Source organism: Pseudomyxococcus flavus (assembly GCF_050038885.1).
GTDB classification, from domain to species: Bacteria; Myxococcota; Myxococcia; order Myxococcales; family Myxococcaceae; genus Myxococcus; species Myxococcus flavus.
In genome coordinates this window covers 890,213-910,138 of the sequence record NZ_CP143624.1, presented here as the reverse complement: position 1 = coordinate 910,138, position 19,926 = coordinate 890,213, and the positions used below count along the sequence as shown (strand labels likewise).

General features: G+C 68.4%; 17 protein-coding genes. 10 read left to right on the top strand and 7 right to left on the bottom strand.

Features of this window, described 5'->3' with window-relative positions; genetic code table 11:
- Positions 1-63: 63 nt before the first annotated feature.
- Positions 64-1,638, bottom strand: a complete 1,575-nt coding sequence (locus VZL07_RS03685) for an MXAN_5453 family MXYO-CTERM-anchored protein (RefSeq protein WP_426757227.1) — start codon at positions 1,636-1,638, stop codon at positions 64-66.
- Positions 1,639-2,587: 949 nt separating this feature from the next.
- The gene (locus VZL07_RS03680) at positions 2,588-4,273 is read right to left on the bottom strand and encodes a catalase (RefSeq protein WP_426753937.1); all 1,686 of its coding nucleotides are present in this window, start codon (positions 4,271-4,273) and stop codon (positions 2,588-2,590) included.
- 391 nt (positions 4,274-4,664) lie between these two features.
- Here VZL07_RS03680 and VZL07_RS03675 point away from each other — a divergent pair, with 391 nt between their 5' ends.
- The 4 genes from VZL07_RS03675 (at position 4,665) to VZL07_RS03660 (ending at position 7,938) form a co-directional block, all read left to right on the top strand.
- On the top strand, positions 4,665-4,982 hold the full coding sequence (locus VZL07_RS03675) for a hypothetical protein (RefSeq protein ID WP_426753936.1): 318 nt from the start codon (positions 4,665-4,667) through the stop codon (positions 4,980-4,982).
- Positions 4,983-5,021: 39 nt separating this feature from the next.
- The gene (locus VZL07_RS03670) at positions 5,022-5,945 is read left to right on the top strand and encodes a PilZ domain-containing protein (RefSeq protein ID WP_426753935.1); all 924 of its coding nucleotides are present in this window, start codon (positions 5,022-5,024) and stop codon (positions 5,943-5,945) included.
- Positions 5,946-6,268: 323 nt separating this feature from the next.
- Positions 6,269-7,018, top strand: a complete 750-nt coding sequence (locus VZL07_RS03665) for a ferredoxin--NADP reductase (RefSeq protein WP_426753934.1) — start codon at positions 6,269-6,271, stop codon at positions 7,016-7,018.
- Between the two features lie 311 nt (positions 7,019-7,329).
- The gene (locus VZL07_RS03660) at positions 7,330-7,938 is read left to right on the top strand and encodes an SRPBCC family protein (RefSeq protein WP_426753933.1); all 609 of its coding nucleotides are present in this window, start codon (positions 7,330-7,332) and stop codon (positions 7,936-7,938) included.
- Between the two features lie 283 nt (positions 7,939-8,221).
- Here the strand turns inward: VZL07_RS03660 and VZL07_RS03655 are convergent, their stop codons facing one another.
- Positions 8,222-8,581, bottom strand: coding sequence for a YciI family protein (locus tag VZL07_RS03655; RefSeq protein WP_426753932.1), 360 nt, complete (start codon positions 8,579-8,581; stop codon positions 8,222-8,224).
- A 274-nt stretch (positions 8,582-8,855) separates the two neighbouring features.
- Between VZL07_RS03655 and VZL07_RS03650 the strand changes: the two genes are divergently transcribed.
- Positions 8,856-10,334, top strand: a complete 1,479-nt coding sequence (locus VZL07_RS03650) for a pectate lyase (RefSeq protein WP_426753931.1) — start codon at positions 8,856-8,858, stop codon at positions 10,332-10,334.
- A 118-nt stretch (positions 10,335-10,452) separates the two neighbouring features.
- Here VZL07_RS03650 and VZL07_RS03645 read toward each other — a convergent pair whose 3' ends face one another.
- Entirely contained in the window at positions 10,453-11,490 is a 1,038-nt protein-coding gene (locus tag VZL07_RS03645; protein ID WP_426753930.1) for a hypothetical protein, read from the bottom strand.
- A gap of 444 nt (positions 11,491-11,934) precedes the next feature.
- On the opposite strand from VZL07_RS03645, the gene VZL07_RS03640 reads away from it, so the two are divergent.
- Positions 11,935-12,690, top strand: a complete 756-nt coding sequence (locus VZL07_RS03640) for a DUF4476 domain-containing protein (RefSeq protein WP_426753929.1) — start codon at positions 11,935-11,937, stop codon at positions 12,688-12,690.
- Here the strand turns inward: VZL07_RS03640 and VZL07_RS03635 are convergent, their stop codons facing one another.
- Genes VZL07_RS03635 through VZL07_RS03625 form a run of 3 tightly spaced genes read right to left on the bottom strand, consistent with a single transcriptional unit; the run spans position 12,691 to position 15,261 of the window.
- Positions 12,691-13,707: an ABC transporter substrate-binding protein gene (locus tag VZL07_RS03635; protein ID WP_426753928.1), complete on the bottom strand. Its 1,017-nt coding sequence runs from the start codon at positions 13,705-13,707 to the stop codon at positions 12,691-12,693.
- Positions 13,708-13,729: 22 nt separating this feature from the next.
- A complete protein-coding gene (locus tag VZL07_RS03630; protein ID WP_426753927.1) occupies positions 13,730-14,512 on the bottom strand; it encodes an ABC transporter permease in 783 nt (260 codons plus the stop codon).
- A complete protein-coding gene (locus VZL07_RS03625) occupies positions 14,509-15,261 on the bottom strand; it encodes an ABC transporter ATP-binding protein (protein ID WP_426753926.1) in 753 nt (250 codons plus the stop codon). Before VZL07_RS03625 ends, VZL07_RS03630 begins: the two co-directional genes overlap by 4 nt.
- A gap of 513 nt (positions 15,262-15,774) precedes the next feature.
- Here VZL07_RS03625 and VZL07_RS03620 point away from each other — a divergent pair.
- The 4 genes from VZL07_RS03620 (at position 15,775) to VZL07_RS03605 (ending at position 19,907) form a co-directional block, all read left to right on the top strand.
- The gene (locus VZL07_RS03620; protein WP_426753925.1) at positions 15,775-17,820 is read left to right on the top strand and encodes an FUSC family protein; all 2,046 of its coding nucleotides are present in this window, start codon (positions 15,775-15,777) and stop codon (positions 17,818-17,820) included.
- The gene (locus tag VZL07_RS03615; RefSeq protein WP_426753924.1) at positions 17,817-18,029 is read left to right on the top strand and encodes a DUF1656 domain-containing protein; all 213 of its coding nucleotides are present in this window, start codon (positions 17,817-17,819) and stop codon (positions 18,027-18,029) included. The genes VZL07_RS03620 and VZL07_RS03615 overlap by 4 nt, the downstream gene beginning before the upstream one ends.
- A 6-nt stretch (positions 18,030-18,035) precedes the next feature.
- Positions 18,036-18,944, top strand: a complete 909-nt coding sequence (locus VZL07_RS03610; protein WP_426753923.1) for an efflux RND transporter periplasmic adaptor subunit — start codon at positions 18,036-18,038, stop codon at positions 18,942-18,944.
- 222 nt (positions 18,945-19,166) lie between these two features.
- Complete coding sequence (locus VZL07_RS03605) at positions 19,167-19,907, top strand: 3-oxoacyl-ACP reductase family protein (RefSeq protein WP_426753922.1); 741 nt, start codon at positions 19,167-19,169, stop codon at positions 19,905-19,907.
- The last annotated feature ends 19 nt before the right edge of the window (positions 19,908-19,926 follow it).

Here is a 19,926-nt window from a genome sequence, read left to right as displayed (position 1 = left end):
GCGAAGCGGTTGCGGGGGCGCGCCGCCTTCGGACGCGCTCCCGCGGAAGGAGCGAGAAGGACGTCAGTCGCGCGGGGCCTGCTCGCGGCGCTTCAGCGAGCGGCGGCGCGTCAGGGCCGCGATGCCCGCGAGCGCGAAGGGCCAGAGGCCGGCGGCCGAGGTGGACTGGCAGCCGCAGCCGGAGTCCGACTCGGGCTGCGGGTCGGTGGTGCCCGAGCCCGCGTCCGGCGGGGTGGTGCCCGCATCCGGCTCGGTACCCGCGTCCGGCTCGGGCTCGGTGCCCGCGTCGGGCTCGGTGCCCGCATCGGGCTCGGGCTCGGTACCCGCGTCAGGCTCGGTGCCCGCGTCGGGCTCGGTACCCGCGTCCGGTTCACCCGGCGTCCAGAGCGAGGACTGGGCGATGTAGAGGGCGGTGCCCCATTCCACCTGGTCCGTCTCCGGCGGAGCCAGGCCCACGCCGAAGCTGATGTCGCTGTCACGGTTGATGTTCGGCGTGCCGGCGAACACCGGGTTGGAGGGCGTCTCCTGGTCCACCCGTGCGTCCCCATTGTCCGAGGGGAGGATGTCGTGCTCGGTGACCACGCGCTTCAGGTCCGTTCCGTCACCCAGCCACACCGCGCGGAACCCGTCCGACTTGCGCGTGGCCCGGAAGACCACATGTCCGCGGTCGTTGATGTCGGGGGGGAAGGCCTCAATCGACCCGATGGACTCCCCGGGCTCGCCCGGCACGGCCATTCCGTCCTGCGCGACCACCTTCATCTCGTTGCCATCCCACAGGAGGATGGAGATGACCCGCCGTCCGGCGTCATCCAGCAGCGTGGCCTGGATGGCCACCTGGCCCAGGTTGTTGATGGCGGGCTGGACGGAGGCGAAGCGGTAGATGTTGGAGGCCGGGTTGTAACCCCGGGTGTCCGCGATGGCCTGGGAGGTCCCATCCGGATTGAAGATGCGCAGCTCCTGGTACCAGGCGGAGTCGGGCGCCTGCAGGTCCACCGCCGCGGCCATCTGCCCCAGGTCGTTCGCGCCGGGGGAGTAGAGGAACGTGTAGGGGTAGCTCGGGTCGACGTACTTCTCCGCCGCGAGAATCTTCGAGTCGAAGCCACCCGTCGCGTTGGGCGTGTACAGCGTGTAGGCATAGCCCGTGCTCAGCGTGACGCGGGCCGCCATCTGTCCCGCCTCGTTGATGACCAGGCTGGACCAGCTGGAGGAACCCAGCGGCGAGCGGACGATCTGCACCGGCTCATCCGGCGCGGCCGCGTTCAGCACGTAGATGCCGTTCTTCGACGCGTCATTCGTGCCGGTGACGGAGAAGACCACCTGCCGGTGCGAGTTGAGGCTGACCTCGCCGACGTGGGCATCCGGCCCCAGGCCGTCAGGGAGCAGGTAGATGCGGCGGCCCTCGCCGTTCTGGCCGTACCAGATGCCCGGGCGTCCCTCCGGCGTGATGGAGAGCTGGAAGCCCACCTGCCGGTCCTTGGTGATGGGCATGCTGAAGCTGCCAGGGAGGAGGCTGCCCAGCTCGACGTTGTAGGAGCCCTCCTCCGTATTGACGGCCAGGTTGGTGCGCGCTTGCAGCTGGAACGTGTAGTTCGGCAGCTCGGCCGAGGCTGCTCCCGCCAGCAGGAACGCACCCAGCATCACGCCCCGCTTCCGGCCGTGAGTGGGAACAACGGTCCAATAGCTTCTCTTCAGCGATGCACCACGTGTCATGCGTGCCACCCCTCCAAGGCAGGTGGCCCTCCACCATGGAGGGCCGTGCTGCCGGTTGCCCGAGCAGGACCACCACCCCCCATGGGCCGCCGTGCCGTGCGCGCCGCGCCCGTCACGAGAGCCGCATTCGTCACGGCCTGTTCGCAAGAATGTATCGAGACGATTAGCAGGAGCGTGGTTGATTACAAATTGATTCACTCCCAGCATGCGGCACGGGAGCGCGGCCCGGGTGTGTATGATTCGGGCTGGAGCGGGCTCATTCTCAGAGGGAGAATCGGGCCAGCCGCGACCCGTGGAGGGGGAAGAAGAGGGGCCAACTGCCCTGCCGGACGGCCCGCACGACGTGTGTGGTGTAGGCGCGTTGCAAATGTATCGTCGCAGGCGCAGTTGGCTGCCGCGCGGGCGTGGAGCCCGCTCGATGTGTCCCGTTCCCTGCCAGCCACGCGCGGCGATCGCGCACTGTATGTATATCGCGCCCGCACGGATTGGCTGGCTCGTGCGGGTAAAGAAAATGCACTCCTGTCTCCAGTGTCCGCTGTGTCTTGGAATGACAGGATTTGAGGGACGAAAACGAAAGCGCGCATCGCCGCGCTTGAGGGGCTGTCACTGGACCGTGCCCGCACGGCCTTCGCGCCGAGCGCGTCGCCGGGACGCAGTGCCAGGACCTCGCGGTGGCCGCTCACCACCGCCGGAGGAGGCGCTGCGGAAGGCGCGTATGCGCCGCACGGGCCGGGCGCGGCTGCCGCGAGCCTGGGCGAAGCCTGGGGGCCTCAGCCCGAGCTGCTGCGACCGTGGGGTTTCATCCGTCAGCCACAGCCCGTATGCCGGGGCCTCCTCCGAAACCTGCTCCTCTCGTCGGTCTACGCCCGGACGGCGCTCAGGGCTTCCCGGTGGGCTCCTCCCCCGTGGCCTTGGGCGAGGTGATGGAGTCGCCCTGCGGATCGGGCCCGCCCACCGCGGCCGCGACATCCTCTGGCCGCAGGCGCTCGCGCAGCGAGGCGGGGAGGGTGCCCGGGACGGACATGCCCAGGCCCTCGGCCACGCGTCGCCCGTACTCCGCATCCGCCTGACCGAAGTGCCAGAGCATGCGCTCCTGGATTTCCTTCGTGCAGCCCTTCAGCGCCTTGACGAGGTTGCCGATGAGTTCGTCGCGCTCCCAGTCCTCGAACTTGCGGAAGCGCTCACCGGCCTGGCGGTAGTTGTTCTGCCGATCGATTTTCTGCCGCACCAGGTTCCCCGAGACGAAGGGCATGTGGTCCGGACCGTCCGGAGGTGACTCGCGCAAGCCGCCCAGCCCCGAGGGCTCATAGTTGACGTGCGGGTTGCGGGTGCGCTCGGTGGGTTCCGTGTAGGCCATCTGCCCGCCCTGCTGGTGGCTGGCCACCGGCCGCTTCGGGGCGTTGATGGGGAGCTCCAGGTAGTTGGCGCCCACCCGGTAACGCTGCGTGTCCGAGTACGAGAACGTCCGGCCCTGCAGGAGCTTGTCGTCGGAGAAGTCCAGGCCGTCCACCAGCACGCCCGTGCCGAAGGCGGCCTGCTCCACTTCCGCGAAGTACTCCACGGGGTTGCGGTCCAGCACCATGCGCCCCACCGGCCGCAGCGGGAACGAGTCCTCGGGCCACAGCTTGGTGGCGTCGAGCGGGTCGAAGTCGAGCTCCGGGTGCTCGCCGTCGCTCATGAGCTGCACGCAGAATTCCCACTCGGGAGGCTCGCCCCGCTCGATGGCCTCGTACAGGTCCTGCGTGGCGTGATTGAAGTTCTTCGCCTGAATCGTCTCGGCCTGCGATTGGAGCAGGTTCTTCACGCCCTGCTTGGGCACCCAGTGGTACTTCACGAGGACGGCTTCGCCCTGGCTGTTGACCCACTTGTACGTGTTGACGCCCGAGCCCTCCATGTGGCGGTAGCTGGCGGGGATTCCCCAGGGGCTGAAGAGGAAGGTCACCATGTGCAGCGCCTCGGGCGAGAGGCTGACGAAGTCGAAGATGCGCCGGGTGTCCTGCCGGTGGGTGACGGGGTCGGGCTTGAAGGCGTGGACCAGGTCCGGGAACTTCATCGCGTCGCGGATGAAGAAGACCTTGAGGTTGTTGCCCACCAGGTCCCAGTTGCCGTCCTCCGTGTAGAACTTCACGGCGAAGCCGCGCGGGTCCCTCAGCGTCTCCGGGGAGTGGCCGCCGTGGATGACGGAGGAGAAGCGCACGAACACCGGCGTGCGTTTGCCCTTCTGCTGGAAGAGCTTCGCGCGCGTGTACTTCGACACGGGCTCGTCGCCCACGGTGCCGTAGGCTTCGAGGTAGCCGTAGGCTCCGGCGCCGCGGGCATGCACCACGCGCTCGGGAATGCGCTCCCGGTCGAAGTGGGTGATCTTCTCGAGGAAGTGGTAGTTCTCCAGCGTCGTCGGCCCTCTCGGCCCCACGGTGCGCATGCTCTGGTTGTTGGAGACGGGGTGGCCCTGGCGCGTCGTCAGGAGGTCCTCCTTCGCGCCCTGCGCCCCGTCGTTGACGGTCCCGTGCCCCGTGCCCTGCGCGAGCTGCTGCACCAGCGCTTCATCCGTCTTCCTGCTCATCGGGTCCCCTCCGGTTTCCGTCCATGCCTGGGCCGCGTTTCCACCGCCCGCCGCCGCTGGCTGGTGCTGGGAAGGGGCGCACCATCGGCAGCCGGAACGCTGCGCTCAACCGCCCCGGGAGGCGTGCATGAGGAAGCGGACGCTGGCGGTGGTGCTGCGTCGAGCATCAAGCAATGGGCTCGTCCAGCCTGGTCAGGTCTCGTCCGGGCGGTGCTCCGCTTCCGGGCGCAGGGGGCGCACACATTCCGATTGCGTCCACGCCCTCTCGGCCCGGCCCCTGACCGCTCCATCGGTCGTGCCGGGGCAGGGGCCTGTTGGCCCAGGCGCGGGGCGGCTCCACCTTCTGGGGTGAATGGGCGTCAGGAGACACGGCTGACGCGATGGGAGCGCCATGCAGACCCAGCACCCGAGCGGGCAAGAGCACCTGAACAAAGTGGAGAAGGTGGTCAGCGGGAGAGTTGTGGAAGTGGGGGCGGACCACCTGGTCATCCGAGAAACCGCCACGCGCGACGAGGTCACCGTCCGCATCGATGACCGCACCCACTACGACTGGCAGGATGAGAAGCAGCGAGGTCGGCTGACCGACACCGGGGAGGTGCGGGTGGGCTATTTCATCGCGGGCGGTGTTCACAAGGCGATTGAAGTCCACGTCATTGAGCCTGGGGACGGAGTCTCCGTTGCCGACCGCCTGCTACCCCAGGTCCACTGACCGCCGACAGGCCCATCGCCGCCCTGGATAAACGCCCTCATGGGAAACCCAAGAGCACGCGCCCTCGAGGAGTACACCGCCCTCCTGGGGCAGCAGCAGTCGCAGGCCCTGAGTGCCGAGCAGCAACAGCGCCTCGAGCTGCTCCGGGACGTCCTCCTGGAGCTGGGGGCGCTCCCGCCCGAAGCGAGCGCTCTTCCCATCCGGCCCGCGAGGGCGGACGCCGTGCTCGAGCTGTCGTTCGCTACTCAGGACGACGTGGTGCGCGCGTTCAGCAAGAACATCGGTGCCGGGGGGCTGGCCATCCGCACTCCGCGCGCGCTGCCGGTGGGCAGCATGCTCGAGCTGCGAATCAAGCTGCCGGATGCTCCCGAGCTCCTCGTCGCCCATGGCCAGGTCGCCTGGTCTCGCGAGGAAGGGATGGGCGTGGCCTTCACCCAGCTTCCGGCTGACGGTGAGCGCCGGCTGAAGGAGTTGCTGGTGAAGGACGCCTCGCTGCTCAAGCGCGTGCGCAACGTCCTGCGCACGGACGTCCGGGAGCTGCTGACCTCGGACGTACGCGAGCTCGGCAACACCCCCACCGCCGCTCCCAAGGCGGCGGAGGCCGTGGAGGTGGAGACGCGCCCGCTCGTCCTGGTGCGCCTCTCGGACGCGCGGCTGATGACGCTCGTCTCGGAGTTGTTCACGCAGAAGGGCATCCGCGTGGTGACGGAGAGTGACACGCCCGTGCCGCTCGTCGTCGTCGATGCGAGCTCGGCCCTGGACGTCCTCACGTCCGCGGCGCGCATCGGCACGCGCATCGTCATGGTGAACGTGAGCGGGCCGGATTCATTGGTGGGTCGGCTCTCCCACCTGAATCCCGCAGCCTACGTGAGGCATCCAGCCAGTGCCGCCGCAGTGTTCCATGCCGTGGACCGGCTGCTGACTGCATTACCCGGACAGCCGGCCCGGGGCTCGAGCAAGTAGGCCGGCGACACGCCGCCTCGCTGTGCGTGGCTGGGGGAATCTTCCTGCATGCCAACGGTTGATGGCCGGACGGGGCCGTGACGGCACCCGACGGGTTGCCCCCTTATGTGGCATGCTGTTGTGTGGATTTTGTCTACACTGTGGATGTTGGCCGTTTTCCAGTGTATTGGTATTATTCCAATGCGCCAGCTAAACAGGCGACAGGCTGGCGGGCATGCGGCTATAGGGGCCCCATGAAGTTCGAAAACCTCCGCGCGAAGTTCGTCGACGTGTTCTTGACGTCGCTCGTGAACTGGAACTTCGCCTCGAAGGACCGCTGAACAATGGCTACTGGTTTCACGACTGAGCGTGTGCTTTCGGTGCAGCACTGGTCTGACCGTCTCTTCTCCATCGTTTGCACGCGCGACAGCGGCTTCCGATTTCAGAACGGTCAATTCGTGATGATGGGCCTTGAGGTCGATGGCCGTCCGCTGATGCGCGCGTACTCGATGGCGAGCGCGAACTACGACGACACGCTCGAGTTCTATTCCATCAAGCTTCCAGACGGGCCGCTCACCTCGCGGCTGCAGAAGGTTGCTCCGGGCGATCGGCTGCTCGTGGGCACGAAGGCGGTGGGCACGCTCACCGTCGCGAACCTCAGGCCGGGCCGGCATCTCTGGATGCTCGCCACCGGCACCGGGCTCGCGCCGTTCCTGAGCATGGTGAAGGACCCCGAGACCTATGAGCGCTTCGAGCGCGTCACCGTGGTGCACGGCGTCCGTCACGTGGCCGACCTCTCGTACTCGGCATTCTTTGAAGAGCAATTGCCGAACGACCCGTACCTCGGCGAGCTCGTGCGCGAGAAGCTGACGTATCACCCGACCGTCACGCGCGAACCGTTCCGGAATCAGGGCCGCATCACCGCCATGCTTCGTGCGAATCCGCTCTCCCCCGAGCACGACCGCGTCGTCATCTGCGGCAGCCAGGAGATGATCAAGGAGACCTCGGCCATCCTCGAAGGCTTCGGCCTCCAGGAAGGCGACTCACACGAGCGCGGCGACTTCCTCATCGAGAAGGCCTTCGTCAGTCGTTGAGCCGCCTGCGAAGCGACTCGGCTTCCTCCACCTCGGCGCGCACGTGCTTCCACTCAACGGAAGCGCGATGCGCGCCGACGTTTTTTCAGCGGACCAAGCGACGGCGCGTCGCGGCAGTGCGACGCTGGCGCCCCAGAAATCGTGGCGCGACTTCCGGGGCCCACGTCCCCGGCTGGGGAAGGACTTTGTGAATCGCCTTTAATTTCAAGTGCTTGGAGAGGCCTTGGGAAAAGATCTTCGGCGTGTCGATTTCTCCGGGGCTCGTTCGACGCAGCAGGAAACGAAGTCGAATGGAGGAGTCCCACATGTTCATGAAGATCCTGCTCGGTCTCGCCGTTGTCCTTGTCGCGTTCATCGGTTTCATCGCGACACGTCCGTCCACCTTCAAGGTCGAGCGTTCCACCACGGTGAGTGCGCCGGCCGACGTGGTGTTCGCACTCGTGGCCGACTTCCACAAGGTGGGGACCTGGTCGCCGTTCCTGAAGCCCGACCCCAGCCGGAAGGATACCTACGCTGGCACTCCCGCCACGGTGGGGCACTCGGTCGCCTGGCTCGGTGGCGACAATGCTGGCGAGGGCAAGATGACGATTGTCTCGCTCAACCCTCCGGAGCAGCTCGAGCTCGAGCTCGAGTTCATCAAGCCGTTCGAGGCCACCAACGCCACGGTCTTCCGGTTCGAGCGGGCCGATAACGGCACCAAGGTCACCTGGGTGATGTCCGGCCAGAACGGCTTCATGCACAAGGCATTCTCCGTGTTCATGGACATGGACCAGATGGTGGGCAAGAGCTTCGAGGAGGGGCTCGCCACGTTGAAGAACCTCTCCGAGACCGAGGCGAAGACGCTCGCCGAGGCGAAGGCTGCCCAGGCTGCCGCGAGCGCTGCTCAGGATGGGGCGGCGGCGGGTGAGACGGCGAATTAGCCGAACGTGTCGGCTTCCCAGCTCCCTCGTGAGAAGGCGGGGGCTCACCAGGTGTGGCAAGACGAACGTCGACCTCAGGTTGCAACTGCTGCACGCCGGTGCTGAGGGGACGCTGGCAGGGGAGGGCGGGTCCGGAGGAGGGCCCGTCCGGTAGCGAACGTGAACGCGCAGCTCAAGCCGCACGACGGACCGGAGAATCGGGTGGGGCGCGTCCACGTGCTGGCCGACGTGGGGCGTGCTGCGCCCTCATCGGTCTGTGCTCCTCGATTGTATCGACGGCGCTTCACTCTTCCTCGTAACAGACGCCGATTTCACGCAGCTCGACTGTCGACCACTCGGCCGCGGGACACTCGCTGGCGATCTTGAGCGCCTCTTCCCGGGTAGGGCAGTCGAAGAGGACGTAGCCTCCGACAATCTCCTTGGATTCGGCGAACGGGCCATCGCGGAGGGTGCGCTGGCCGCCGCGGACCTCGATCCGCACCCCCTCCGAAACGGACCGGAGCGAGTCGCTGCCCTTCCATATCCCGCGGGCCTTGAGGTCCTCGACGAAGCCGACCATCCGCTCCATCTCGCGGCGCCCTTCCTCGGGCGTCCGGCTCCGTTTGCGCCTGCCCTCCTCCATGATCAACAGCATGTACGCCATCACAGACTCCGTTCGTGGGGAGCGCCAGAGCGTCCCCCATCCGTCGCTCGAGCAGAAGTGATTCCTCCGCTGCTTCCACCCGGCGAGGCGTGACACAGAACCTGCTGGCGCGCCGCAGCGATTGCCTGACTTCGGGACTCGCCTCGCCACTCCCATGGCTCGAAGCGAAGTTCCAGCGGACGGGTAAGTCGTGCTAGTCGCCTATTTCATGAAAAATAGAATGGTGCGGGTTCTCGTCCCTGTTCTCTCGGTACTGGCCTGCATCCCTGCGGACGTGGACTTGGAGAGTGAACTGGGCCAGTCCACCCAGGAGGCCGTGACGCCGCTTCGCGCGAAGGCGCTCGGCCGGATGCGGAACGCGGCGAAGTACTTTCACGACCAGGTCGCGCGCCACGGCGGCTATGCGTGGCATCACAACGCCAACGACTTGAGTGAGCGCTGGGGCGACATCCAGCTGGACGAAGATCAGATCATGATCCAATCGCCGGGGACCCCCGACGTGGTGATTGCCTTCGTCGAAGCCGCGCTCGCCGACCCGGCCACCCCCGCGCTCAAGACCTACGCACTGGACGCGGCGATGGCGCTGCGCCACGGGCAGATCAAGTCCGGTGGCTGGCGGCTGTACGCGGACTTCAAGCCCACGCCGATCCTCAGGGCGTGCTACCGGAATACGACAGCAAGCTGCGGGTGCGGCGGCTGCACGATGTCGGTCTACGACGACCAGGTCACCCAGAACGCGCTCATCGCGATGATGCGCACCGACCAGCTCCTCGGCTTCGCGAACGCGGCCATCTCCGAGGCGTCCTCGTATGCCCTCGCGAGGGTAGAGGCCTCACAGTTCCCGACGCATGGTGGTTTCCCCCAGGGGTTCGCCGGTCCCGTCGCCGCGCGGCCGGCGATTTCCGCGAGCTATCCGCCTTCGGTGGGGACCTCGTGTGGCCTCGCCCACTGCTACGCGAACGCCTACACCACCGAATACTGGGACGACCCGACGCTGAACGACAACCTCGCGACGGCCTTCGTGGAGATGCTGTACTGGGCAAGGGAGGTCTACCCGGCACGGGCCGCGACCTATCAGTCCATGCTCACCGCCTTCGGCGACTTCCTGCGTCGGGCGCAGATGCCACAGCCCCAGCCTGCCTGGGCGCAGCAGTACGACATCCAGATGCAGCCACGCTGGGCGCGCAACTGGGAGGCGCCGGCGATCGCGGGGCAGGAGAGCCAGGACGTCATGTGGGCGTTGCTTCGCCTTTATCAACTCGACCCCAGCGCCGCGGCGAACCGCGACGCGGTCGGGACGGCGCTCGCGTACCTCGAAGACGTCGACTTCGCGAACGACACGCTCATCAACCGCTTCATCGAGCTCGATGACACCGCGCCATCGAACATCGGCTTCTACACCGTGAGGCCCGGCGGCTATCCGGTCCGGTTCTCCGCCGCCCCGCCGACCTACCAGAACTACGCGTGGGAGGTCCCATCGCAGCTCGCCGCGATTCGCGCGGAGTACGACCGCCTGGCGAGTGATACGAGCGCGATGAAGCGCTCGTGCCACCAGCTCCGCGCCGACACGGCCCAGGCCGTGGACGCGGCCGTGAACAACGAGAAGTGGCTCACGACGTACAGTCCGGGTGGCCCTCGAAGCGGCGCGACGCCCGGCGACTACCTGGACACGGCCACGTTCGTCAGGAACATGCGGACGCTGGCGGAGTTCGTCACCCGAACGACCACCGACTGCGTCGCCTGGAATTACTGAGGCCTCGCGGGCGGAGCGCCACGCAGGCGCGGTGGTGGCTTCGGCGCAGGAGACGGGGCGCGCAGGTGACGAGCGCCGTCATCGTTGCCGGGCAGGACCTCGCAACGGCGCCGAGGCATTATCGCGGAGGCTCACCGCTCTGGGGGCGCCGCTCCTGAAAGGCGGGAGGGCTTCCCGCCGGCGATGTCGTCCGTCGCGTGGACGCCGCAGCCCGCTTCGGTGGACGCCACCCGAGCGACACCCGCAGGTAGGGCGCCGGGCCCGTGGACTGGTGACTTCCCAGCTCCAGCCGGTCCCGGTTCCGGTCGAGCAGTGTGTAGTCGTTCAGGAAGTCGAACCCCAGGGACGTGCTCAGCCAGAGACTGCCGCCGCCCAGGCGGGCATTCACCGTGGGCCCGACACGCAGCGCCGTCTCCCTCACGTAGCGCGCATTGAGTTGTTGTCCGCCCTCCGGGAGGCGGGGGCGGAAGACCTGCTGATCGAACATGCCGCTGAGGCCCAACTCCAGGCCCTCGCCCACCTTGAGCATCGCGGTGAGCCGTGGCAGGCCCAGTTCCAGGATGTACGGGCCCTTGCGATACGTGAAGGCCATCATGGGGATGATGGGGGTGACGTCGAATGGATACAGCGCGACAAGCCCGAAGGTCAGTCGCACGCCCGGGTCTCCGCCAATCAGGTAGTTCGCCATGGCGAAGCCCACCCACGTCGTATCCAGGCCGAAGTCGAGCGCGCTCTTGAAGTCCGTGTGCGTGTTCGCGGACACCCCCGAGAGCAGCATCCACCGGGGCGCCAGTGGACGAATCAGCGTGAGCCCCAGGTTGAAGCGATGGAATCGCCGGCCCAGGTCTTCCTCGGACACGTTCGCGAGTGGGCCGCGCTGCTCCAGTCCCATCCAGCGCGTCTCATAGCCCAGCGAGGGCACCAGCACCGTCCGCCCCAGGAAGACGGGCGGGAGGGGCAGGCGCAAATCCAGCTGCTGGCGGTCGTCCAGCCGCCCGCCCTGCGTGCCAATCCGGGTTCCCCGTGCGGTGGTGATGCCGATGTAGGCCCGGTCCTCCATCGACTGCGCCGCTGATGCATTCGCGAGGAGGAGCACACATGCGAGCCATGCGCACTGCAGGGCACGGCCCGTGGGGACCACGGGCGCTTCCTTCACGGCCCACCGCACAGTCCTGGTTACCGACACGCTGACCTCTCCACGGTTCGCCCGACGAGGTTCCCAGTATAGTGGGAGTCGGAGGCGCCGTCTGAAGGCGACCGATGTCCGGGGCCTCGTCGCCAGCGCGACGGGCCTTGAGCTTGCCCGGATTCCGTGGGCAGGTGGGCTCCGCGGCTACCGGTACCAGGCCGCGTGTGAGAGCTCGGCCGTGATGGACTGGGCGAGCTCCCTCAGGAGCCGCTGGCCCTCGTCCGATTCTGGTCCCACGCTCGCCGTACCAGATTTCGAGCACCGCGCTGCCTGGAACGCCAGGATGCCGCGAGCATCGGCGAACTTCGTTTCGAAGGGGCTCAGGTCGATTTCATGCAACGGCGCCGTCCGGCCTGTCTCCCTCAGTCAAGGGGGGACATCCGTGTCCCCCAGACTCAGGGGGAGGACGGCATGAACATGGCGGCGTACGACCTGGCGCTGCCCACCGGCCTCTCATCCAGAAAGAAAAGCGCCATGAACTCGATTGCTCGCGCAGTGCTTGCCTCATCCCTGTTCACCGTTTCCTATGCCTTCGCGCAAAACGTCGGAATGAGCATCCAGGCCGATGACATGGCCATGCCGTCGACCCGCATTACCGTGGAGGGCGAGTCGCCCGATGGTGATGCAGCGAACGTCAACATGGAGATTCGCGGTGGTGGCGCCCACATGGAGCTCAAGGTGTCGGGGACCGGAGCGCCTCCGTCACACGAGCGGCATGAGCGCAGGGAGCGGCATGAGCGCAGGGAGCGCCGTGAGCATCGCGAGGAAGTCGCGCCGCGCGAGGTCCCCGTCCAGCACGTCGGATACGCCCCCGAGCCCGCCTACCGCGACTGCGGAACGAACCAGGATCCGGGCTGCACCATGCAGCGACACGGCCACTACGCGATGGACGCGGAGACCTTCCGCGGGTTCCTGCAGTCCCTCAAGAGCACTCGCAACGAGCTGACGCGAGAGGACATGGTGGAGAAGGTGATGAACCGGGCCTACCTCACCGCGAAGCAGTTCGGCCTGGTCCTGGACCTGTTCCAGAACGAAATCACCCGCCTGGACGTGGCGAAGACGGCCGCGCCCCGCGTGGTGAACCCGCAGCACGCGTTGGGGTTCTCCTCCAAGTGGAGGAACTCCATCTCCGCGGATGAGTACGTGGAGCTCATCACCCAGCAGTAATCAGTCGCGTGAGCCGGTGAACTCCGGCAGCAGGAAAGCGTCCGAGGAGGGCGCCTTCTCGATGAGGCCCAGCTCCACGAGCTGCTGGGCCAGCTGCTCCCACCGCTCGCGGTTCATCGTGCCCAGTCCTCGGGCCCGCGTCTCCTCCGTCTCGATGAGCGGCTTCTGCGCCTCGGCCCCCGCCGCGAACGTCTCCGCGTCCATCGTCGCGTTCAGCTTGCCCATCACCGCGTTGGTGGGCCCCGCGTTGTCGAGGTAGGCCCGCCACCCCTCTCGCACCGCCGCCACGAAGGCCTTCACCCGCTCGGGCTGCTCCTTCCAGTACTGGCGCCGGGTGATGACCACGGCGAGGTACGGGTTGAAGCCCTCGTCGGCCACCATGAACACCGCCGGCGTGGCGCCCTGCCGCTTCGCGGCGATGGGCTCGGCGGTGACGAAGCATTGCTGGGCGAAGTTCGGGTCCGCCAGGAAGCGCGCGACGCCCCCGTCGTAGGGCACCACCTTCACCTTGTCGAAGCTGTACTTCTTCTTGAGGAAGGCCACGTAGGAGAGGCCCGGCTCCAGCGCCACCGTGCCCGAGGACAGCACGTCCGCGATGTTCTTCGCCCCCCGAGAGGCGTGGGCCATGATGGCGTGCGGCGAGGTCTGGTACACCGCGAACAGCGGAAGCACGTCCAGGCCCCGGGCTCGCGCGATGAGGAGCTCGTCGGCGCCGCTGATGCCGAACTCCGCCTGGCCGGTGGCCACCATCTGCGGCACGGGGGCGCCCGCTCCGCCACCGAGGATGTCCACCTCGAGCCCATGGCGGGCGAAGGCCCCCGACTCCCGCGCCGCATAGAAGCCGCCGAACTCGGGCTCCGGCACCCAGTTGAGCGCCAGCTTCACCTTGGCGGGGGCGGCGCTGGCTTTCGGGGCGGCCTGGGCGCCCTGCTTGGGCTCCTCCTTCTGGCGCGAGCAGGCGCCCGCGGCCACGAGTAGCACCGCGCAACCCAACAGTCTCAAGAGGCGTCCGCTCACGTTCAGCTCCTTCCCAAGCGATTCATGTCCCCTGCGCCGAGGGGTGCCAGCGCCGCAGCAGCCGGGCACCGGTGAGGCTCACCGCGCCGAACAACACCAGGCCCAGCCCCGAGGCCGCCAGCACCGCGGCGAACAGCAGATCCGTGCGCAGCTGACGGTACGCGCCCAGGACGAGGATTCCCAGCCCCGCGGTGCCCTCGGAGAAGCCGGCGACGAACTCACCGACGATGGCGCCGATGACGGACAGGCCCGAGGCGATGCGCAGCCCCGTGAACAGGTGGGGCATCGCCGCGGGGAGCTCCAGCTTCCACAGCGTGGCGAGCCGCCGCGCGCCGTAGAGGCGGAACATGTCCCGGAGCGACGGCTCCACCGAGCGCAGCCCGGTGAGCGTGTTGGCGATGACCGGGAAGAGAGACACGATGAAGGACGACACCGCGACGGCGCGGGGCCCCGGGCCGAACCACAGCACCAGCAGGGGAGCGATGGCCACGATGGGCACTGTCTGCAGGAAGAGGGTGTAGGGGTAGAGGGCGCGCTCCACCATCCGCGAGGAGGCCAGGAGGATGGCCACGAGCACCCCCAGGACCGCGCTCAACCCGAAGCCCACCAGGGCGGAGCGGCCCGTGGTGACCGCAGCGCCGAGGAGCGACGACGCCTCCTGGGCTCCCGCGGCACCAATGGCCGAGGGCGGCGGCACCAGCCAGCGCGGAACCTCCAGCAGGCGCACCGTGCTCTCCCAGAGGGACAGGAGGACGACGAGCGCCACCAGCGGGGGGACCGCCGCGCGAAGGGTTGAGCGGTTCACCAGCGCTCTCCTTGTTCCAGGGCCTCGCTGAGCAGGCGGGACTCGCGGGCGAAGGACGCCTCGGTGCGCAGGGACGCGCTGCGCTCCACTGGCAGCTCCAGCGTCCGGTCCAGCACCACGCGCGCGGGCCGTCGTGACAGGACCACGGCCCGCTCGGCGAGGTACGCGGCTTCGGAGATGGAGTGGGTGACGAAGAGCACGGTCATCCCCAGCCTGCGCCACAGCGCGCGGAGTTGATCATCCAGCCGGCCGCGCGTCAGCTCGTCCAGGGCGGCGAAGGGCTCGTCCAGCAGCAGCAGCCGGGGGTGCGTGACGAGCGCGCGTGCCAGGGACACGCGCATGCGCATGCCGCCGGACAGCTCCGCGGGATAGCGGTCGGTGGCGTCACCGAGCCCGACCTGCTCGAGCACGGCGCGCGCGGCGGCCTGCCGCTCCGGCTTCGACACGCCGGTCAGCTCCAGCGGCAGCGCCGCGTTGTCCAGCACCGAGCGCCAGGGCAGCAGGTGCGCGTCCTGGAAGACGTAGGCAATGGGGGCTCGCTCGCCCTGGGTGCGCTCCAGCGTCGGGGTGAAGGAGATGTGGCCGGCCTCGGCGCGGTCCAGCCCGGCCACCAGCCGCAACAGCGTGGACTTGCCGCATCCGGAGGGGCCGAGCAGCGCCACGAACGAACCGGGCGCTACGTCCAGGTCCAGTCCCGACAGCACGGGGAGGTTGCCTGGGAAGGTGCGGCGCAGGCCCTCGACCTTCACACATACGCCCCCACTTCCGGGAATGGAGGGCAGGGGAGAGGGGGTAGAGAGGCCAGGAGGCGCCATGGAAGGAGTGTTTCTAGCCGTCCCGCCTTCGAGAGGCGAGCGCGGAGTCAGGAGCAGTCCTCAGCGGTCGGTTCCTCGCCTGTGCGTACTCGGCCTACGGAAGCTCGCCGCCCGTCCGACGCAGGTGCACCCGGTCGAGCGTGACGCCCTATGGCAGGCCCGTCTCCACCTGCTTGAAGACGCCCCCCACCAGATACGCGCCATGATGCCGCTGTGCTCCCGCAGTGGTCTGGAAGCCCGCGCGTCACGCTCCAGCGGTCCTTTGCAGCAGTCCGCTCCCTCGAACAGGGCTCCCATTCCGTTTGAGGGCGCCGTCAGTCGGAGGCTTCCCGCTCGCTCGCGAAGGTGCACCGGGCAGAGAGGCGGACTTGGACGCGCCGCTTTGCATCCCGGGTCCTGGCCCCCACCTTCAATCTTCAGGACACCGGACGCACCCGACATGGAGCGATGAAGACACCCGGCCGCGCGGAATGGATGTTCTCCATCAAGAGCTTCGTCGCGGCGATGCTCGCGCTCTACCTTGCCCTGCGTCTCGGCCTCCCTCGTCCCTACTGGGCCATGATCACGGTCTACGTCGTGAGCCAGCCGCTCTCCGGCGCGCTCCGCTCGAAGGCCGTGTACCGGGTGCTTGGCACCCTCCTTGGCGCGAGCATGGCGCTCGTCCTCGTTCCGCTGCTGGTTCAATCGCCAGAGCTGCTGTCCCTGGCGCTCGCGCTGTGGGTGGGGCTGTGCCTGTATTTCGCACTGCTCGACCGCACGCCGCGCAGCTACGTCTTCATGCTCGGGGGCTACACCGCCGCCATCATCGGCTTCCCGAGCGTCTCCGTCCCCACCGCCATCTTCGACACGGCCGTCGCGCGCGTGGAGGAAATCACCCTCGGAATCACCTGTGCCACCGTGGTGCACAGCGTCTTCTTCCCGCGTCCCCTGAGCCCGGTGCTCACGGCGCGCATCGACGGCTTCCTGCGCGACGCGCAGCGCTGGGCGCTCGACGCGCTCGCGGGGCGGAGCGACGCGCGGGTAGCCCGAGAGCGGCGCAGGCTCGCCTCCGACATCACGGAGCTGCACCTGTTCTCCACGCACCTGCCGTTCGACACGTCGGCCCTGCGTCCGAGGACCCGCGCCGTGCGCGCGCTGCAGGACCGGATGGCCCTGCTGCTTCCCATCCTCTCCAGCGTGGAGGACCGGCTCTCCGTCCTCCAGTCCGGAGGCCGCCCGCTGGAGCCCCGGTTGGAAGCGCTCCTCCAGGAGCTGGGCACCTGGGTCCGCGCGAGCCCGGACACACCGCGCGCGGAGGCGCAGCGGCTGCGCGAGGCCTGCGCCGCGCTGGCACCGCCGCTGGACGCGCGCTCGGACTGGGATGCGCTCGTCACCACGAGCCTCGCCGTGCGCCTGGAGGAGCTGGTGGCCACGCTCCAGGACTGCCGGGAGCTCCGCGCCCTCATCCGGGACCCGGCGCGCCCCGTGCCGGAGCAACTGGAGCCCCTGGTGCGCGCCCGTGCGCAGCGCCCGCTGCACCGGGACCGGCGGCTCGCGCTCCAGTCGTCGTTCGCGGCCGTCATCGCCATCCTCGGCTGCTGCGCCTTCTGGATTGCGACCGCGTGGCCGGAGGGAAGCGCCGCGGCGATGATGGCGGCCGTCTATAGCTGCCTCTTCGCAAGCCAGGACGACCCCGTCCCCGCCATCCTCTCCGCGCTGTACTTCACGCTGGCGTCGTTCCCCCTGGGCGGCCTGTACCTCTTCGGCGTGCTGCCGGCCATCGACGACTTCGCCATGCTCACGCTGGTGCTGGCCCCCGTCCTGCTGCTCGTCGGCGTACTGATGGCGCAGCCAAGGTACGCGGGGCGCGCGAACATCGCGATGCTCGGGCTGCTGGGCACGCTGGGGCTGCAGGAGACGTTCACCCCGGACTTCGCGGAGTTCATCAACGGCTCGCTGGCCCAGGCGGGTGGCTTCATCGCGGCGGCCATGGCGACGCGCTTCTTCCGCTCCGTCGGCGCGGACTGGAGCGTGCACCGGCTGCTGCGGCTCGGGTGGCGGGAGCTCGCGGGGCTGTCCACGCCCGGGGCGCCGGTGGACCGCCAGGGCTGGACGAGCCGCATGCTCGACCGGCTGGGCCTTCTCTCGCCGAGGCTGGCGCTCGCGCGCGACGAGTCGCTCGAGGCGGCCGACGCCCTCGGTGACTTGCGGCTCGGCCTGAATGTCGTCGAGCTCCAGCAGCTGCGGGCTCACGCCAGTCCCCAGGCCCGCGCCACCGCCGAGCGCCTGCTGCGCGGTGTCTCGAGGCATTTCCAGGCGCGCTCCGCCGGCCGCGCGGAGCCACCGGCGCCGGAGCTGCTGGGCGAGCTGGACCAGGCGATTGGCCGCGTCGCGGAGGCGCCACCGACGCCGCGCAAGCGCGACGGCATCATGGCCCTCGTCGGCCTGCGTCGCGCCCTGTTTCCCGGAGCGGGGCCCTACTTTCCGCGTCCCGCGAGCGAGGGGGCCTCATGACGGGCGAGGTGTCCTTTCACGGCGTCTTCATCGCCTCGCTGCTCGTCTGGGCCCTGGTGGCGCTGGGGCTCAGCGTTGCCATCCGGCGCGTGCTCCGGGCGGTGCACTTCTACCGCTGGGTGTGGCACCCGGCCCTGTTCGATTTGTCCCTCTTCGTCATCCTCTGGTGCGCGGTGACGGCGCTCGCCTTCCACGCACCGCATCGCTGAGGCCTCATGAAACCGACGACCCCCACCTTCCTGGTCCGGTTCGCGGTGACGGCGGTCGCCGTGGCCGCCGCCCTCCTCGCGGCCGGGTGGATGTGGCGGCACTACCAGGTCGAGCCGTGGACGCGGGACGGGCGCGTGCGCGCGGACGTGGTGCAGCTCGCGCCGGATGTATCGGGCCTCGTCACGTCGGTGAGTGTGCGGGACAACCAGCCCGTGACGAAGGGGCAGGAGCTCTTCGTCATCGATCGGGCGCGCTTCGAGCTGGCGCTGAAGCAGGCGGACGCGGCCGTGGCCAGTCAGCGCACGGCCCTGGCGCAGGCGGAGCGCGAGTCCGTGCGGAACCGGCGGATGGGGACGCTCCTGTCCACGCAGGAACGAGAGCAGGGGCTCGCGCGCGTCGAGCAGACCCGCGCCGCGCTCGACCAGGCCATCGCCAACCGGAACGTCGCGGCGCTCAACCTGGAGCGCTCCACGGTGAAGGCGCCGGTGAATGGCATCATCACCAACCTGGCGCTCGAGCCCGGGGACTACGCGGCCACCGGAAGGCAGGTCATCGCGCTGGTGGACACGGACTCCCTTCGCGTCGAGGGTTACTTCGAGGAGACGAAGCTGTCTCGCATCCACGTGGGGGACGAGGTCTCCATCCGAATCATGGGCGAGCGGCCCCTGCTGCGAGGCCACGTGGAGAGCATCGCCGCGGGCATCGAGGATCGGGACCGCGCCCAGGGGCCGAGCCTTCTTCCGAACGTGAATCCGACGTTCAGCTGGGTGCGGCTGGCCCAGCGCGTGCCCGTGCGAGTGGCACTCGACGAGGTGCCGCCCGAGGTACTCCTCGTGTCCGGGCGCACGGCGACGGTGACAGTGCTACCCACCGACCCGGAGACACGTCGGCAGAACACACAGGCGCGCCGCTGAAGACCGCATTCTCCTCCACCACATCGGTGGGCTCCAAGGAAGGCATGTGACTCCCAGCCCCACTCTCCTGGGGGCGGCCCTGCCCAGGCGGTGTTGGGAGGAGCAATCGGATGCACATCATCGGCTCACCGCGCAATTGATACCGACCGGTACAAAAGTCTTGACGACGAAGCCCCTGGTTTGCATATATTTTAAACGATCGGTTCTAAACGAAGGATGGCCATGATGGAGTTCAACGGCAAGGCAGCATTGGTGACGGGTGGCACCCGCGGCATCGGCGCCGCCATCGTTCGGCATCTGGCGAAGGGCGGCGCGGACGTTGCATTCACTTATGCGAGCGCTGAAGACAAAGCAGCCGCGCTGGTGGGGGAGCTCAAGGCGCTGGGCCGGCGGGCCTTGGCCATCCAGGCGGACAGCGGAGACCCCGATGCCGTCCGTGGCGGAGTGGAACGCGCGGCGTCCGAGCTGGGCCGTCTGGACATCCTGGTCAACAACGCCGGTATCTTTCCTTCCGGGCCGGTCGAAAAGGTCACGCTCGAAGAGCTCGACAGGACGCTGGCAATCCACGTCCGTGGCGTGTTCATCGCATCCCAGGCCGCGCTCGCGCACATGACGCACGGGGGCCGCATCATCTCGATTGGCTCATGCTTCGCGCAGCGCGTTCCCTATGGCGGCGTCACGCTCTACTCGATGAGCAAATCCGCCCTGCTCGGCATGACAAGGGGGCTGGCTCGGGAGGTCGGTGAGCGCGGAATCACGGTGAACGTCATCGATCCAGGACCCACCGACACGGACATGAACCCGGCTGACGGCCCCACCGCCACTTCCGAACTGGCACTCCTGGCTCTCAATCACTACGCCCGCCCTGAGGACATCGCCGCCACTGTCGGGCATCTGGCGGGTGCCGGCGGACGCTTCATTACTGGCACATCCATCGCGGTGGACGGTGGCTTCTCTGCTTGATGGCGCGACAACGCGAGGC